12 protein-coding genes and 1 riboswitch are annotated in these 17,624 nt (G+C 37.6%); of the genes, 11 read left to right on the top strand and 1 reads right to left on the bottom strand.

What is annotated here, in order from left to right; all coding sequences use genetic code 11:
* Positions 1-95: 95 nt before the first annotated feature.
* Positions 96-199, top strand: a riboswitch (SAM riboswitch).
* Positions 200-293: 94 nt separating this feature from the next.
* The 7 genes from AC52CF_RS00075 (at position 294) to AC52CF_RS00105 (ending at position 12,588) form a co-directional block, all read left to right on the top strand.
* Positions 294-2,717, top strand: a complete 2,424-nt coding sequence (locus AC52CF_RS00075) for a TonB-dependent receptor plug domain-containing protein (RefSeq protein ID WP_496517699.1) — start codon at positions 294-296, stop codon at positions 2,715-2,717.
* A gap of 3 nt (positions 2,718-2,720) precedes the next feature.
* Positions 2,721-4,022, top strand: a complete 1,302-nt coding sequence (locus AC52CF_RS00080; protein ID WP_496517700.1) for an APC family permease — start codon at positions 2,721-2,723, stop codon at positions 4,020-4,022.
* Between the two features lie 1,022 nt (positions 4,023-5,044).
* Positions 5,045-6,130, top strand: coding sequence for a peptide chain release factor 1 (prfA, locus tag AC52CF_RS00085; protein ID WP_214587623.1), 1,086 nt, complete (start codon positions 5,045-5,047; stop codon positions 6,128-6,130).
* Between the two features lie 250 nt (positions 6,131-6,380).
* Positions 6,381-7,046: a hypothetical protein gene (locus tag AC52CF_RS00090; RefSeq protein ID WP_214587622.1), complete on the top strand. Its 666-nt coding sequence runs from the start codon at positions 6,381-6,383 to the stop codon at positions 7,044-7,046.
* A 72-nt stretch (positions 7,047-7,118) separates the two neighbouring features.
* On the top strand, positions 7,119-9,230 hold the full coding sequence (locus AC52CF_RS00095) for a prolyl oligopeptidase family serine peptidase (RefSeq protein ID WP_214587621.1): 2,112 nt from the start codon (positions 7,119-7,121) through the stop codon (positions 9,228-9,230).
* A gap of 671 nt (positions 9,231-9,901) precedes the next feature.
* Positions 9,902-12,019 carry a methylmalonyl-CoA mutase gene (gene scpA, locus AC52CF_RS00100; protein ID WP_214587620.1) on the top strand — a complete coding sequence of 706 codons (2,118 nt, stop codon included), beginning with the start codon at positions 9,902-9,904 and terminating at the stop codon, positions 12,017-12,019.
* Positions 12,020-12,087: 68 nt separating this feature from the next.
* The gene (locus tag AC52CF_RS00105) at positions 12,088-12,588 is read left to right on the top strand and encodes a hypothetical protein (protein WP_336730833.1); all 501 of its coding nucleotides are present in this window, start codon (positions 12,088-12,090) and stop codon (positions 12,586-12,588) included.
* A gap of 80 nt (positions 12,589-12,668) precedes the next feature.
* Here the strand turns inward: AC52CF_RS00105 and AC52CF_RS00110 are convergent, their stop codons facing one another.
* A complete protein-coding gene (locus tag AC52CF_RS00110) occupies positions 12,669-13,619 on the bottom strand; it encodes a fasciclin domain-containing protein (protein WP_496517701.1) in 951 nt (316 codons plus the stop codon).
* Positions 13,620-14,324: 705 nt separating this feature from the next.
* Here AC52CF_RS00110 and AC52CF_RS00115 point away from each other — a divergent pair.
* The 4 genes from AC52CF_RS00115 to AC52CF_RS00130 all read left to right on the top strand — a co-directional run bounded on the left by AC52CF_RS00115 (position 14,325) and on the right by AC52CF_RS00130 (position 17,621).
* Complete coding sequence (locus AC52CF_RS00115) at positions 14,325-15,062, top strand: hypothetical protein (protein ID WP_375180715.1); 738 nt, start codon at positions 14,325-14,327, stop codon at positions 15,060-15,062.
* Positions 15,063-15,097: 35 nt separating this feature from the next.
* Positions 15,098-15,586 (top strand): hypothetical protein, encoded by a 489-nt coding sequence (locus AC52CF_RS00120; RefSeq protein WP_214587616.1) that lies wholly within the window; start codon positions 15,098-15,100, stop codon positions 15,584-15,586.
* 10 nt (positions 15,587-15,596) lie between these two features.
* Positions 15,597-16,988: an RtcB family protein gene (locus AC52CF_RS00125; protein ID WP_214587615.1), complete on the top strand. Its 1,392-nt coding sequence runs from the start codon at positions 15,597-15,599 to the stop codon at positions 16,986-16,988.
* Positions 16,989-17,075: 87 nt separating this feature from the next.
* The gene (locus AC52CF_RS00130) at positions 17,076-17,621 is read left to right on the top strand and encodes a nucleotidyltransferase family protein (protein ID WP_076394118.1); all 546 of its coding nucleotides are present in this window, start codon (positions 17,076-17,078) and stop codon (positions 17,619-17,621) included.
* Positions 17,622-17,624: the final 3 nt, after the last annotated feature.

Raw genomic sequence — 17,624 nt, forward strand, 5'->3', positions numbered from 1 at the left:
CGTTATCCACATCTTATTCACAATTTTTATAGCTCTGAAAAATTCAAATTTCAAATTTTTTTGCAGATTAAAATTATTAGTCTACTTTTGCAGTAGATTTATCGAGAAAGGTGGAGGGATTTGGCCCTGAGAAACCTTAGCAACCGACATTTTCTGATGAAAAGGTGCTAATTCCAACCCGATTGGGGGAAGATAAGTGAGTCAGTATTCCGTATGAATTCCAGCTTCTTGAAGGTCTTTATGTTTGTTTCGGCAAACCATTTTAAATTAATTTTTTTAAAGCACTGAATAGAATGAAAAAACTCAGCGTAAGCGTACTCCTTTTAGCAATAGGATTTTTATCGGCACAGGAAAAAGAACAGCAGATAGAAGATGTAGTCATTGTAGGAAACCGAAATGCAAAACGTACAAAACTGGAAACTCCGGTTCCGGTAGACATCATCAACATCGAAAAAATACAGCAGTCTTCACCGCAAACTACCGTTCAGGATTTACTGAATTATGTTATCCCGTCTTTCAACTCAGTCCGGCAGTCGGCTTCAGACGGTACAGAACATATCGATCCTGTTACTTTGAGAGGAATGGGACCTGATCAGGTTCTGGTTCTCGTTAACGGAAAAAGAAGGCATACTACTTCTTTAGTTAATTATCAGAATACAGTAGGAAACGGTTCTGTAGGTACAGATTTAAGTACTATTCCGGTAATCGCAATCGACAGAATTGAAGTTCTGAGAGATGGCGCGGCGGCACAATACGGTTCTGATGCCATTGCAGGAGTAATTAATATTATCCTTAAAAAGAATCTGGGCGGAACAGCCAGCCTTAATTACGGAATTTCCGGAAGAAATGATGGTGAAACGTATCAGGCAGCAGCGAACTACGGAACTTCTTTAGGGAAAAAAGACGGTTATATCAGTTTGTCCCTGCAATTAAACCAAAGAGGAAAAACAACAAGAACGCAGAATCATAATCTTGATATTTACGGTGATAATTTCGCATATGATTTTGCTCCGGATTTTAATGCTGCAAAAGCACTGGACGATCAGAAAATTCTTGCCAATGGTTTAACCCGTGATGATTTTAACTTCCAGATCGGCGATGCAAAAATAAAGCAGGCACAGTTATTTTTTAATTCCGAATATCCTTTGAACGATCAATTTAAAATATATTCCTTCGGAGGCTTCAGTATCAAAGAAGGGCAGGGTTACGGTTTCAGAAGATTACCGAGCGAAACTTCAAACAATGTCTATTCTATTTATCCGAACGGTTTTCAGCCGACTTTAGGCTCGAAAATCTATGACATTTCTTATGCAGTCGGAGCAAAATATAATAAAAACGATTGGTTTTTTGACCTTAGCAATACATTCGGAAGCAATACATTTAATTATGATGTAAGCAACACCGTCAATGCATCTTTAGGAGCCAAGTCACCAACGGATTTTTATGCGGGAGCACACAGTTTTCTTCAGAATACAATTAATCTTGATGTTTCAAAAAACATCAGGAACTTCAATATCGCATTCGGTGGAGAATTCAGGTTTGAGCAGTACGACATTAAAGCTGGAGATCAGGCTTCCTATATGAGATATGATATTTTCGGAAATCCGGTGACGGCGACGACCAATCCGGATAATATCTCAGGAGCAGGAGGAGCGCAGTCTTTCATTGGATTTTCACCACAAAACGCACTTTCAAAATCCAGACATTCAACTGCGGTTTATGCCGATGTTTCTTATGATCTGGATAAGAAGTTAAATGTAGATCTTGCCGGAAGATTCGAAAACTATTCAGATTTTGGAAGTACACTGAACGGAAAATTAGCGGTAAGATATGAGTTTGCAAAAAATTATGCAATCCGTGCTGCGGTGGGAACAGGCTTCAGAGCGCCATCTCTTCATCAGCAGTATTTTAACAATTCTTATGCAGATATTTCCACCACAGGAAATTCAATTGTTACCAAAGGAATTTTTAATAACGACAGCGAAGCTGCAAAAGCACTTGGCTTCGACAAATTAAAACAGGAAACTTCGGTGAACGGAAGCGTTGGCTTTACTTTAAAGCCGATCAATAAGCTGTCAATCACTTTAGACGGATATTTAATTAAAGTAAAAGACCGGATTGTGATTACAAGTAATATTACAGACGATCGACTGGCGGTGTATGGTGTGGAAAGCGGAAGATTTTTTGCCAATGCCGTTGATACGGAAACCAAAGGAGTAGATCTGGTAGTTGCTTACGACTGGAAAATTGGAGGCGGAAATTTAAATATCAATCTTGCCGGAAATTATACCGAAACAAAAATTACAGATTTCCATTTCCCGGCTAATCTTCAGACGCCGCAGAATGAATTTTTCGGACCGGATCAGATCAATATCATCGAAAGTCTGTCGCCCAAAACCAAAGCTTCATTAGGATTGAATTACGGAATCGGAAAATTTAATTTTCTGGTGAGAAATACCTACTTCGGGAAAGTGATTCGCGACGGATATCCGTTTGGAGGAGTTCAGGAGTTTAATCCGAAAGTAGTAACCGATGTGAGTGTAGGATATGATTTCACAAAAAATATTAATTTAACCGTCGGAGCCAATAATGTGTTTGATGTCTTTCCGGATCTTCAGATTTATGAAAATTCGTATTTTGGGGTTTTCAAATATGCTCCGGTGCAGATGGGAACTCTCGGAAATTACTTCTTCGGAAGGCTTAATTTTACATTTTAATTAATGAATTCAACTTCACATCAGATCGGCTGGAAAACCGCAGTGGCAATTGTCGTTTCGAATATGATCGGAACCGGAATTTTTACAACACTCGGTTTTCAGCTTACCGATATTACGAATACCTACAGCATATTCCTCCTTTGGTTCATTGGAGGAATTCTTGCTTTGTTCGGAGCCTTTTGTTATGCCGAATTAGGTTCGCATTTCAAAGGGAACGGCGGAGATTTTATTTATCTTAAAGAAACGTATCATCCGCTTTTAGGGTATCTGGTAAGCTGGATTTCCCTCATCATCGGTTTTTCATCTCCCGTTGCACTGGCTGCTTTGGCGATGTCGAAATATCTTTCTGCTTTCGATGTTTCTTTTGGAAACAGCTTTGCCATCGGAATTATCTTTCTGGTTTCCGTTTTTTTGTCATTCAGCTTACAAGCTTCAAGCAGGTTTCATAATTTTTTTACACTGATAAAAATTGCGTTCATCATTGTTCTCATCATTATAGGAATCGGAATTTCAGACTCTGAAGCTATCGAAAACAGCCTGAAGTTTGATGATTCATGGCAGAAAGAAATCATGCTTCCTGCTTTTGCCACGTCTTTGGTTTTTGTAACGTACTCTTACACCGGTTGGAATTCTGCTTCCTACATTGCGGGAGAAATAAAAGATGTTCAGAAAAACCTACCGAAATCACTCATTGTAGGAACGGTTTTCGTAACCGTATGTTATCTATTGGTTAATTTTATCATGCTGAAACATGCTCCGGTAAATCAGTTGGCGGGAAAAGAAGATGTGATGGGGGAAGCTGCCAATAATATGCTGGGAAATACTTTCGGTAAAATAGTTAATATTTTTATTGCTTTACAGTTAGTCGCTACCATCAGCGGTTATTTGTGGGTAGGTTCCCGTTTGACGCAGGCTTTTGCAAAAGAAAACAGACTCTGGAAGTCTCTATCGGTCGGAAATAAAAAGGGAATTCCTGTCCGTGCGATTTTTGCCCATGCCGTGATTGCAACGTTGATTATTTTAACGGGAAGTTTTAAGGAGATCTTTGTTTATACCGCTTTTATTCTGCAGTTATTTGCCACTCTGGCAATTTCTACGGCGTATTTCATTAAAAAAGAAGACCGGAAGATATTCAAATCCAATCTGTTTTACGTATTTCCGACAGTTTTTTTGTTATTCAGCATCTACATTTTGTATTTCACGTTGATTCATAATCCTAAAGAAAGCATCATCGGATTAGGAATTGTTGCGGTGGGAATTGTTCTGTATTTAATTGATAAGAAATTATCCGTTGATTTAGATTAATTGTAAAACAATTAAAAATTGTTTTTAAAGCACAACTTGCAAGGTGTTATGCTTACTAAATCAATTACAAATTGTTTTTAACGCAGAGTTCGCAAGGATAATTGAACTGGCTTTGAAAAAAAATGTTCGCAAGGGCGTTTCACTCAGCAAATGATAGCAGAATATATTTTTAAAATCATTTTAAAACGTCTTAATTTCAAGAAGCTATTACGAAGAAATCATTTATACATTTTTATCACTTGCTTAGTGAAACGCCTTTGCGACCGAAAAGTAATTGCAATTATTTAAAAATAAAGTCTCAGCGGACCTTGCGTTAAAAAATTGAATCATTAAGAATATTACTTGAACTTTTGATTTGTAAATCTTGGCATTAAATTATTACAATTAATCATTGTTTTTAACGCAATGTTCGCAAGGATAATTGGACTAGCTTTGAAAAGAATCCGTTCGCAACGGCGTTTCACTAAGCAAGTGATAGCAGAATATATTTTTAAAATCATTTTGAGACGTCTTAATTTAAAGAAGGTATCATTCGCAAAGAATCATTTAAACGTTCTCATCACTTGCTGAGTGAAACGCCGTTGCGACCGAAAAGTAATTACAATCATTTAAAAGAAAATCTTTGCGAACATTGCGCTAAAAAATTGAACCATTAAGATTATTTAAGAAGTTAAGTTTGTGAAGATTATTTGAACTTTTGATTTGTAAATCTTAGCGTTAAATCATTACAATTAAGTATTGTTTTTAATGCAGAGTTCGCAAGAATAATTAGACTAGCTTTGAAAAGAATCCGTTCGCAAGGGCGTTTCACTCAGCAAATGATAGCAGAATTATATTTGCAATCATTTAAAAAGAAAGCTTCTGCAGACATTGCGCTTGAAAAAGCGGTTAATTCAAAAACTGTTGCGAACATTTCGTTAAAAAAGATTCTTCAATACGCATACGCTTCATTCAGAACAACAAACTATTAGTTTTAAAATTGAATTAATAATCCGTATCTTTGCACCCACAAAATTTTCATAATGTCTAAATCATTAATTCCAAAATTAGAAGCTATAAAACAGAGATATAATGAGGTGGCAGACCTTATTATACAGCCTGATGTTATTTCAGACCAAAAAAGATATTCTTCTTTGAACAAAGAATATAGCGATTTGGGGAAAATTGTAAAAGTTTACGATCAATATAAAGGAGCGTTGGATACCATTGAAGAGTCCGACGAAATTATTGCTGACGGATCTGATAAAGATTTCGTGGAACTGGCAAAAATCGAAAAAAACGAAGCGCTGGAAAAAATTCCGGGACTGGAGGAAGAATTAAAAGTTTTATTAATTCCTAAAGATCCTGCAGATGATAAAAACGTTATCGTGGAACTTCGTGCCGGAACAGGAGGTGATGAAGCAGCCATCTTCGTGGAAGACATTTACAGAATGTATTCCATGTATTTCAAGACGAAAGGATGGAGACACGAAATCACAGATTCTAACGAAGCGGCGAAAGGATACAAAGAACTTATCATGAAAGTGGAAGGGGAAGGCGTGTACGGAATCATGAAATTCGAATCCGGAGTTCACCGTGTACAGCGTGTTCCTGAGACAGAATCTCAGGGAAGAGTTCACACTTCTGCCATTACCATTGCGGTTCTTCCGGAAGCTGAAGAAGTGGATGTGGAAATTAATCCGGCAGATATCGAAATGCAGACTTCACGTTCAGGTGGAGCAGGAGGACAGAACGTTAACAAGGTGGAAACTAAAGTTCAGCTTACGCATAAACCTTCAGGATTGGTGGTGGTTTGTCAGCAGGCACGTTCCCAGTTAGCCAACCGTGAACTGGCGATGGAAATGCTTCGTGCAAAATTGTACGACATCAAATTGCAGGAAGTTCAGGGAGATATTGCGGCGCAGAGAAAGACCATGGTTTCTACGGGAGACCGTTCTGCGAAGATTAAAACGTATAATTATCCTCAGGGGAGAGTTACCGATCACAGAATCAACAAATCGATGTATAACTTAGATGCATACATGAACGGAGATATTTCTGAGATGATCGATGCCGTCATCATGGCAGAAAACGCCGAAAAAATGAAAGGCGAAGAAGAAAGTTTATAAAATCTTTACCATAAAATCTTTTTTAAGTCTCCGGAGTATTTCGGAGACTTTTATTTTGAGCTTAACTGAATGTTTAAAATATTGACGGCTTAAATTTTTTTTAATCAGTATTTTACATCTTGTCTGTAATGCTTGTTTAAAAATAATTCTGTGAAAATCTGTTTACATGGTATAAATAATGTATTTTTATATTAACTCTTGATGGTTCAGGAGTTTTTTTATACACTAAAACTGAAAATGTACCGTACTTATGAAAATGCTTAACATTGCCTGTCTGGCAATATTTCTCTTCTCTTTTGGGAGCTTAAAATCCCAAAATATTCTAAAGCCTGAGAATGTTTTTAATCTTTATTTTAATTCTTTTGTAAAATATGATGATGAGTCTGTAAAAGAACTGAACAGCTATCTTATTAATTTTCTTGGGAAAGAAAGTACCCACAAAATGAAACTTAAGGACACCTACAACGAAAAGATTGATGAGTATACGAAACTTTTTCTTGCGGGTCTTCCTGTAAACGTAGCATCTGAATGTTCGGTTGAGGTTAAAAATTATTTCAGTGCTTTGATGCAGAATTTTGCCAATGCAAAATACAGGGTAAAAGAAATTAAAATCATAAATGATGAACGATTGAAAGGAAACGGATTTTCTGAGGTGACCTATGAAGTGAGTTTTAATGTGCCTTCTCATAACCTGATGCTCAATATGGGAGATATTAAAAATATTGGCGCAGGAGAAATGAAGAAATACCTTATTGATGTTACCAACGAAATAAAAAAAGCGGACAAATTGGTTTCTACAGAACAGAAATTCAATTTATATCAGGTGAAAGTTGGAGAAAATATTTATTACTGGAACGGCGGACCGCAGGAACTGAACTGGAAAATGAATGAATTTTATCTGAGAAATCTCAATTAATCATATAAAGCTGTCTTTAGACGGCTTTTTTTATTCGAAACAGATTCCTTATTTTTGGGAAAATAGCTTAATATGAAATTCACACCCATTTTACTAACAGCCGGAGTTCTTTTCTCGGCGACATTTTATGCACAAAAAATGAATTACCCAAAAGCAGTTAAAGGAACACAAACCGATACCTATTTCGGAACTGCCGTTGCAGATCCGTACCGAGATTTGGAGAACGATTCTGAAGCCACGAAAAAGTGGGTAGATGATGAGGTAAAACACAGTCAGGATTATCTTTCGAAAATTCCTTTCAGAGACGAAATCAGGAATCAGTTAAGAGACATCTGGAATTATGAAAAGATTTCGGCTCCTTTCAAAGAAGGAGAGTATACCTATTATTATAAAAATGACGGATTACAGGCGCAGTCGGTTTTATACAGAACCAACAATAAAACCAAAGCTACCGAAGTTTTTCTGGATCCCAATAAATTTTCTGAAAAAGGAACCACATCGCTTTCACAGCTTTCTTTCAACAAAAAAGGAAATCTGGCTGCGTATTCTATTTCGGAAGGAGGAAGCGACTGGAACAAAATCATCATTATTGATGCAATTACAAAAAAGCAGATTGATGAAACTTTGGCTGATGTAAAATTCAGCGGAATTTCATGGCAGGGTGATGAAGGTTTCTATTATTCAAGCTATGATAAGCCAAAAGAAGGAACGGTACTTTCCGGAATGACGGATAAACACAAAGTATATTTTCATAAACTGGGAACCAAACAATCTGAAGATCAGTTAATTTTTGGCGGAGACAAAACACCGAGAAGATATTTAGGGGCGGGAGTTTCCGAAGATCAAAGATATCTGATTATTTCCGCAGCCAACGCAACCAACGGAAATGAACTTTACATTAAAGATCTTAAAAAAGGCGGCGATTTTATTCAGATTAATAAAGGTTTTGATATCAATGTAAGCATTGTTGATACGCAGGGTGATGATCTGTATATTTTTACGGATAAAGATGCTCCGAATATGCGTCTGGTAAAAACAACCATTAAGAATCCGGCTCCTGAAACATGGAAAGATGTTATCCCCCAGACCGAAAATGTTTTAGGAATTACAACAGGAGGAGGATATTTCTTCGCAACCTACATGATTGATGCGATTGATCAGGTAAAACAATATGACAGAACCGGAAAACTGATCCGTGAAATTTCTCTTCCCGGAAAAGGAAACGTATCCGGATTTGGAGGGAAGGAAATTGAGAAAGAGCTGTATTTCTCTTTTACGAATTACATCACTCCCGGAACAACATATAAATTTAATGCAGATTCAGGGAAATCGGAAGTGTATCAGAAGCCAAAAGTGAAATTCAATCCTGAAGATTATGTTTCTGAACAGGTTTTCTACACTTCAAAAGACGGAACCAAAATTCCGATGATGATTAACTATAAGAAAGGAACAAAGCTGAATGGTAAAAATCCTACGATTCTTTATTCTTACGGCGGATTCAACATCAGCTTACAGCCTGCCTTTTCTGTAGTAAATGCGATCTGGATGGAAAATGGCGGAATCTATGCCGTTCCGAACATTCGCGGTGGCGGAGAATACGGTAAAAAATGGCATGATGCAGGAACGAAGATGCAGAAAAAAAATGTTTTTGAAGATTTCATCGCTGCAGGAGAATATTTACAGAGCAAAGGCTATACTTCCAAACAGTTTATGGCACTTTCAGGAAGATCAAACGGCGGTTTGCTGGTAGGAGCTACTATGACGATGCGTCCGGATTTAGCCAGAGTTGCCTTTCCGGGAGTGGGCGTTCTGGATATGTTGAGGTATAATAAATTCACTGCAGGAGCAGGCTGGTCTTATGATTACGGAACTGCGGAAGACAACAAAGAAATGTTTGACTATTTAAAATCTTATTCTCCGGTTCATAATGTAAAAGCAGGAACGTGTTATCCATCAACCATGATTATTACCAGTGATCATGATGACAGGGTAGTTCCGGCACATTCTTTTAAGTTTGGTGCAGAATTACAGGAAAAACAGGCTTGTAACAACCCGATTTTACTAAGAATTGAGAAAAATGCAGGACATGGAGCCGGAAGATCTACAGAACAGGTGATCGGAGAAAATGCAGATCTGATTTCTTTTGCGCTGTATGAAATGGGGATTAAAAAACTACAGAAATAAAAATTCTCTGCTTAATATTCTAAATAAGGCATGAGAACAGCTACTGAATTAATGTATTATTCATTACTACGTTGATTCAGTAGTATTGTACAGATCTTCATTCAAGACAAAAGAAATAAACCTGCTGGTGCAAGAATATTAAATACGGGTGCAAGAATCTAACTTATTGATGCAAGAATATAAAATACTGGTGTAAGAATCTAACTTACTGGTGCAAGAATATTAAATACGGGTGCAAGAATCTAACTTATTGATGCAAGAATATAAAATACTGGTGTAAGAATCTAACTTACTGGTGCAAGAATATTAAATACGGGTGCAAGAATCTAACTTATTGATGCAAGAATCTAACTTACTGGTGCAAGAATATTAAATACGGGTGCGAGAATATAACTTACCGGTGCGAGAATATAACTTACTGACGCAAGAATATAACGTACAGATATGAAAACCGCCATTACAGGAGGGAAATGTTTTTCCTCTTCATTAAATTTCAGAAGAAGGTTATAGCAGTTGTTTGTAGTTTTGACTTATTTCTTTAATTGATATTGGAAAATGACGATTAATGAGTACATAAAAAGCGATTTTGCAGTTTTGCAGTTTCGCTTTTTTTATTTAAAAAATATTCCCTCAAAAATGTGTAATTTTAGCCATCTATTAAATCTGAAATTATGAGAAGGGCAGTTCAGAATAAAACTCCTCAATTCACTATTACCGAAAAGAAAACAGAGGTCTATCCTTTTGAGAAAGACGGCTTACAGTTAAAATCTTCTTATACGGCAGAAGACGTTAAAAATCAGGAATTAACGCAGACTTCTCCGGGAATTGCACCTTATTTAAGAGGTCCGTATTCTACAATGTATGTTCAGAAGCCATGGACAATCCGTCAGTATGCAGGTTTTTCCACAGCAGAAGAATCCAATGCTTTTTACAGAAGAAATCTGGCGGCGGGACAAAAAGGGCTTTCGGTAGCCTTCGATCTGGCGACACACAGAGGATATGATTCCGATCACGCGAGAGTTGTGGGCGATGTTGGAAAAGCGGGAGTAGCAATTGATTCTGTGGAGGATATGAAAATTTTATTCAATGAAATTCCTTTGGATCAGATTTCGGTTTCCATGACGATGAACGGAGCGGTTCTGCCAATTCTTTCATTCTATATTGTGGCGGCAGAAGAGCAGGGCGTTTCTCAGGATTTGCTTTCAGGAACCATTCAGAATGATATTCTGAAGGAATTCATGGTGAGAAATACCTACATTTATCCGCCTGCACCTTCGATGAAGATCATCGCCGATATTTTTGAATATACTTCTCAGAATATTCCGAAATTCAATTCCATCTCAATTTCCGGTTATCATATGCAGGAAGCAGGAGCCACTCCGGTTCTGGAAATGGCTTACACGCTTGCCGATGGATTGGAATATGTAAGAACAGGAATAAAAGCGGGAATGAATGTCGATGATTTTGCACCGAGACTCTCCTTTTTCTGGGCAATCGGGATGAATCATTTTATGGAAATTGCCAAAATGAGGGCAGCAAGATATATCTGGGCTGAATTATTAAAGCAGTTTAATCCTCAGAATCCGAAATCTTTAGCTTTAAGAACACACTCACAGACTTCAGGCTGGTCTTTAACGGAACAGGAACCATTTAATAATATTACGAGAACAGCAATTGAAGCATTGTCTTCTGCACTGGGCGGAACACAGTCTCTTCACACGAATGCTTTAGATGAGGCGATTGCGCTTCCTACAGATTATTCAGCAAAAATTGCAAGAAATACACAGATTATTCTTCAGCAGGAAAGCGGAATCTGCGATGTCGTAGATCCGATGGGCGGAAGTAATTTGGTTGAATCTCTGACTCAGCAAATGATTGAAGAAGCCATGAAATACATTGATGAGGTGGAACAAGAGGGTGGAATGACAAAAGCCATTGAAGCCGGAATTCCGAAGATGAGGATTGAAGAAGCGGCAGCGAGAAAACAGGCGAAAATTGACAGTGGTGAAGAATTTATCATCGGGGTTAATTCTTTCAAATCAGAACTGAAGCAGGATGCCATTGAAATCCTGGATATCGACAACACGGAAGTCCGCAGAAAGCAAATCGAAAGATTAAATAAAATAAAGGCAGAAAGAAATTCTGACGCGGTGAATGAGATTTTAAATGAGATCCGTGAAAGTGCCAAATCAGGAAAAGGAAATCTTTTAGCCTTATGTATTGAAGCCGCAAGAAGAAGAGTAACGCTGGGAGAAATGAGCGATGCGATGGAAGAAAGTTTCGGGAGATACAAAGCCAATATCAGAACAATTTCAGGAGTTTACGCCATGAACGCAGGGAAAAACGAATATTTTGAAAAAGCCTTACACCTTACTCAGAAATTTGAGGAGGAAGAAGGGCGCCGTCCACGATTAATGGTCGCCAAAATGGGACAGGACGGTCACGACAGGGGAGCAAAAGTAGTCGCAACCGCATTTGCAGATATGGGATTCGATGTGGATGTGGCACCATTATTCCAGACTCCGGAAGAAGTGGCAAAACAGGCGGTAGAAAATGATATTCATATTCTGGGAGTTTCTTCTTTGGCAGCAGGTCATAAAACTTTGGTTCCGCAGGTTGTTGAGGAGCTTAAAAAACTCGGAGCAGACGATATTACCATTGTGGTGGGAGGGGTAATCCCTCAGCAGGATTATGAATTCCTGTATGCGAACGGAGCAGATTTTATTTTCGGTCCGGGAACCAATCTTCCAAAGTGCGCAGTAGATATTCTGGATAAATTTTTAAATTAAATTAACCTTTTCACCAGATAAATTGCACAGCTTTTGTACTGTACCCCATAATCAAAAAACAAAATATTATGGCTTATACAGTAGTTTCGGTATTTCCTGTAACAGTAGATACAGAAGAGATTAAAAAAGATTTAAAAAACAACGGTTTTGACGATGCAAATATCATTATTTCCAGATCAAACCTTGAAAGCGGACTGTCAACCGACAATTATCAGGAAGATGAGCAGACCAAAGGGTTTTTCGAATATACTTTTGCGCATGATGACGAAATGCTTGATGCGTACAGAAAGCACAGCATCGGAAAAAATAATGTGATTGTATACGCAGATAATCTGGAAGAGGCCGTTTCTGCAAATTCAATCCTGAATAAAAACGGAGCTTTGCAGGTATACAGAAAACCAGCGGAAGAAAAAACAGATATTCCTGAAGGAATGACGGAAGAGGAATACAACGGAATTATTGCAAAAGCAAGACACAATATTTACTTCTTAGGATCAGAAAGAGTTTATCATTCCAATATCATTAAAGGAATGGACGATCCGATGGATGATCTGGGATCTAAAGATTAAATGTAAAAATTAAAAAATAAGATAGGCTGCTTCAGAAATGAGGCAGCCTATTTTGCTAAATATTATATGAAAAAAAACAATTAGGGTAGCAAAACTTTATCAATTGCATGGATAATTCCGTTGCTGCATTGTACGTCGGTTACAATAATATTAGAAACTCTGTTGTTGTTATCTGTAATCTTAGCACCGCCCGTTGTGGTAATCTTAAAACTTCCACCCTGGAAAGTTGGAACCATCATATTGTTTGTAAGATTATTAGATCCTACATTGGCTCCGGTAACGACGTGGTATTTCAAAGTATTTTCCAAAGTCGTTTTTGGAATAGCTGCTATATTAGCCGCTCCAATTTCAGTAAGAAGAGAAGAGAAAGCACTGTTGGTAGGCGCAAAAACCGTAAACGGAGAATTGGCAGTTCCGCTTAAAATTCCAACAAAATTCGGCATATCACTTCTTGTAAGAGCAGAAACCAAAGACGTAAACTGAGGATTTGCCGTTGCATGAGTAACAATAGTTGGCAAACCGATTACCGCATCTACTTTGTGGATCACTCCGTTGTTGGCATAAATATCTGTGGCAACAACATTCGATACCCCATTAATTTTTACACCGCCATTCGTATTGATAAACATACTGATCGGTCTTGTGGAAGAAGCAGATCCCATAGCAAGAGTAGAAACATAGCCGGTAGAAATTGCTGCTGCTTTTACTTCAGAATTCAAAACGTGGTTCATCAGCAAAGTTTTTAATGCCGCCGTAGGAACGTCATTAAGACTTGCATATCCGTTTGCCTGTAAAAAAGTTGCAAAAGCGGCATTTGTTGGAGCGAATAATGTAAAAGTTCCGCTTTGGTTAAGAGTTGCAGAAAGACCTGCTTTGTCGATGGCAGCTTTTAAACTGCTTAAATTACTGTCTGAAGAAACCAGTTCATACGTGGTCTTCTCAGTCATCATGTTGTCATCATTGTCGTCGCAGGAGATAATGCACAGCATGGCGACTCCCGAAAATAGTAGAGGTTTAAAGAAATTTCTCATAATATTATTTGTTAAGATGTAAAATTTTATAGGCAAATATTATACCTTTTTATTTATTTTAGTAAAATTAATTTTATTTTTTTCATTTTAGCTCTCAAGTCACAAAGAGAGATTGTTGAAAAGAGCAGTCTCCATGAAAAAAACATTACAGATTCGATAAAAAAACCGAAAAATAATTTTGATATTCAGAAAAATGTATATATTTGCAGCGTAAAATAAAGTTTAACCATTTAAAAACAACGAAGCAATGTTCATATCCAATCAGCTTTCAACAGTAGGATTGCCTTTTGCAAAGGCGAGGCTTCGTGGTTTGGTACACTCTTAGAATAACAGTACAATGAAATATCAAAACCCGAAGTCGTAGAGATTTCGGGTTTTTTATTGCGCAATATTTCAAACTCAAAAACAGTTTTCCCGAAAATCTTTTTAGTATTTAGGATTTCTTTCGAATTAGCAGATGATTTTTATCTGAAGCTATTTCCAGCTTTCCGCTGTATCTTTTTTGTTACGACCTGCGCTTCGCTCCGGTCGCCACAAAAAAGGATGCCGCTGCAATCTGGGCTAGAAAGAGATGCCATTGAAGAAACCTCATAGGTTTTTAAAACCTATGAGGTTTAGATAAAGTCAGCCAATATTTTGCCTGGCGAAATGTAATATGAAGTTTAGAAAATAACATTTCTGAACCTCACTTCTAATGCTGAATTAATGGAAAAAGATAACCTTCTGTATTCCCGGATAAAAACTCTTAGGAGCAGAAAAAGAATTATAAAAAAAGATGTAGAAAAACAAGTACGTAAAAAATATAAACGTCATAGAGAAGTCTGGAAATTAAGAAGGAATATTCCGCTCATTCCGCTGGAAAAACCTTATCAGAAAGGATTTGTAAGATTTTTTGTTGTGAGAGATGATGTAAAACGTTCTAAAGATGGCGATTTCTTCGAAAATCTTTTAAAGAAAATCAATACGGAAATGTACTCTGACACCCGAAAATTTCTAAAAAAGAAAAGAAAATACGGACGAAGAATTTACGTGGAAAAAGAACAGAAAACTGTAAACGTTCTTCCCTGGGAATGGGATAATCCAAAGTTTGGTTTAACGGAACGCGAAAGGCAGTATTTTGTAAAAAGAGAATATTACGCTTATAACAAAAAACTGATTAAAGAATATTATGAATTCATCGAGCCGTGGAGATTTGTATTGAGAGTAAGACCGAATATCATTACGCACTATAAACCTTTAGATGAGGATTTAGAAAGAGAATATAATGCGTTAGACTCCTATTTAAATCAGCACAAAGTAATAGGGATTATTCAAAAAAACATTTATGGAAAACCGGATAAATGGAGGGATAAATACAAAAGGAAAACTAACGTGAGAAAATATTTTAATTATAGGATCTCCGCAGAAGAGCTTGTAGAAATATTTACAGACGGAGAATTTTAGTTTTTCGGAGAAATCATCAAAAAAAACATTAAACGATGACCTGGAAAGTTGCAGAAAGAAAAATAGGAAAAGCAGGAAATACAAAACAACAGCTGAAACGGCAGCAGGAGTGGAACCGTAAATATGGCGAAAACTGGCAGATCGGATATTTTATAAATAATGAATTTGTAGCGCAGGAAGATGCTTTGGAAATCATCTATTATAAAAGCTATGAAGAACATTTTGAAAATCATCCACAAGATTTATCAGAGCTTATTCATACAGCCAAAGCCTTACGGAATCCACATGCGGAAATGACGGGAGGAACAGATTTACAGGTTCCTGCTATTTATAAATATTTAAAAACTAAAAAACTTACACTCTTGGGTAATGAGATGGTAGACATAGGAACGTATGGAAGCAGATCTCATAAACTCAGTGTAAGACTTAGTCCTCTTACCATTAAAGTAACAGGAAATCCCAATATGACATTAGAAAAATTCTGGCAGGATAAGAAATGCCTTGTCGTTTGGGAAGACAATTAAAACAAAAACAATGGGAAATTTAAAACTTAAAGGAAAAGATATATTAAAATTAGGCTATCCGAATAACCAGAGTGTCAACATCGCTTTGGAAGTGATGAAAAGGAACTTTGCCACAAAAAACATCCATCACGTCAAATCTATTCTAAAAGATATTCTGGTGAATCCCGAAAATTTTGAAAAAGATTTAACCTTCGGACAGATTGCGGAAGCTTTGCTTTCATCCAGGAAAACCGAGAAAAGAATGCTCAATACCCATCGGGCGACATTTAATATTTTCGGAAACAATATTTCAGATGAAGCAAAAAATCAATTATACACCGCGCTCAAACTTCCAATTTCAACACAGGGAGCTTTGATGCCCGATGCGCACAGCGGATACGGGCTTCCGATCGGAGGCGTTCTTGCGGTAGAAAATGCCGTAATTCCTTACGGAGTCGGGATGGATATTGGCTGCAGAATGAGTCTCAGTATTTTGGATACGCCGATTTCATATCTTGAAGGAGCAAGAGATAAATATGAAAAAGCCCTTGCCGAACATACCAAATTCGGAATGTACGAAATACACAAATCTCACGTCGACCATGAAATTTTCGACAGAGATACCTTCGATATGATTCCGATTTTAAGAAGATTAAAAGGAAAAGCCATCAAACAAATGGGAACTTCGGGCGGCGGAAACCACTTTGTGGAATTCGGAGAAGTTGAAATTACGGAAGAAGATGAACAGATCGGACTTCCGAAAGGAAAATACCTCGGAATCCTTTCGCACAGCGGTTCGCGTGGGTTGGGAGCAGAAATCGCTCAGTATTATTCCAGAGTTGCGGCAGAACAGTGTCCGTTGCCGAAAGAAGCTCAACAATTTGCGTGGCTGGATCTGAATACTCATCTCGGATTAGAATATTGGACCGCAATGAATCTGGCGGGAGATTACGCTTCAGCCTGTCATGACGATATTCACAGAAGACTTGTAAAAGCGGTAGGAGGAAGAGTAAAAGCAAAGATCGAAAACCATCACAATTTTGCATGGAAAGAAATCCACAACGGAAAAGAAGTAATCGTTCACCGAAAAGGAGCAACTCCGGCAAATGAAAACGAATTGGGAATGATTCCCGGTTCCATGACGGCAAAAGGATTTATCGTCCGTGGAAAAGGAAATCCGGATTCTCTGAATTCCGCTTCTCACGGAGCCGGAAGAGCCCATTCAAGAGGTGAATGCAGAAGCCTTTTTACTCAAAATGATATTAAAAAAGAATTAAAATTAAAGAATGTCACCTTAATGGGCGGAAATGCAGAAGAAGCACCGATGGCATACAAAGACATCAACGAAGTGATGAATGCACAAAGTGAACTGGTCGATATTCTGGGAACTTTCCAGCCGAGAATGGTAAGAATGGATAAGTAAAATGGTTGTTAGTTTTTGGTTGATGGTTCTTAGAATTTTTAACGCCATCAACTGACAACCATCAACCGCCAACAAAAAACAAAAAAAATGGGAGCACCACATAATATAAAAAGATACGGTGAAGTCTGGCCGGAATTTAGGATTCAAAGCGGACTCGAAATTTTAGAAAAATTAAAAGATAAAATTATTATTTCAGGAGGTTGGGCGTGGCATTTTATGTCTGAACCCGGACATACGGAATACAAGCACGCGCACGACCATAAGGATATTGATGTTTTTGTGAAAAAAGAAAACGTCGCAGAAGTTGTCATCATCCTACAGCAGGAAGGTTTCCAAAAGGTCTGGACAAGATACGATCATCTTCAGAGCGAAGAGAATTTCCGAAGATATGAGAAAACAGTTGAGCTGGAAAACGGAAAATTCCACAGGATCACAATCGATTTCTTTGAAAGAAATGATCTTGAAACTGTTGAAGCTAACGGATTTACCGTCGTAAAGCCTGAAGTTTTGCTCACGTTCTACAGAAACATTCATTCCAGCGATAAATGTTGGGCAGTTATGGCTGCAAAAGATTTACTGGAAAAAAGGATTGATCCTATCGGTCATCCGAAATTAAGTGAAATGCCGAAATAGATT

This window comes from Chryseobacterium sp. 2P, from assembly GCF_059579425.1.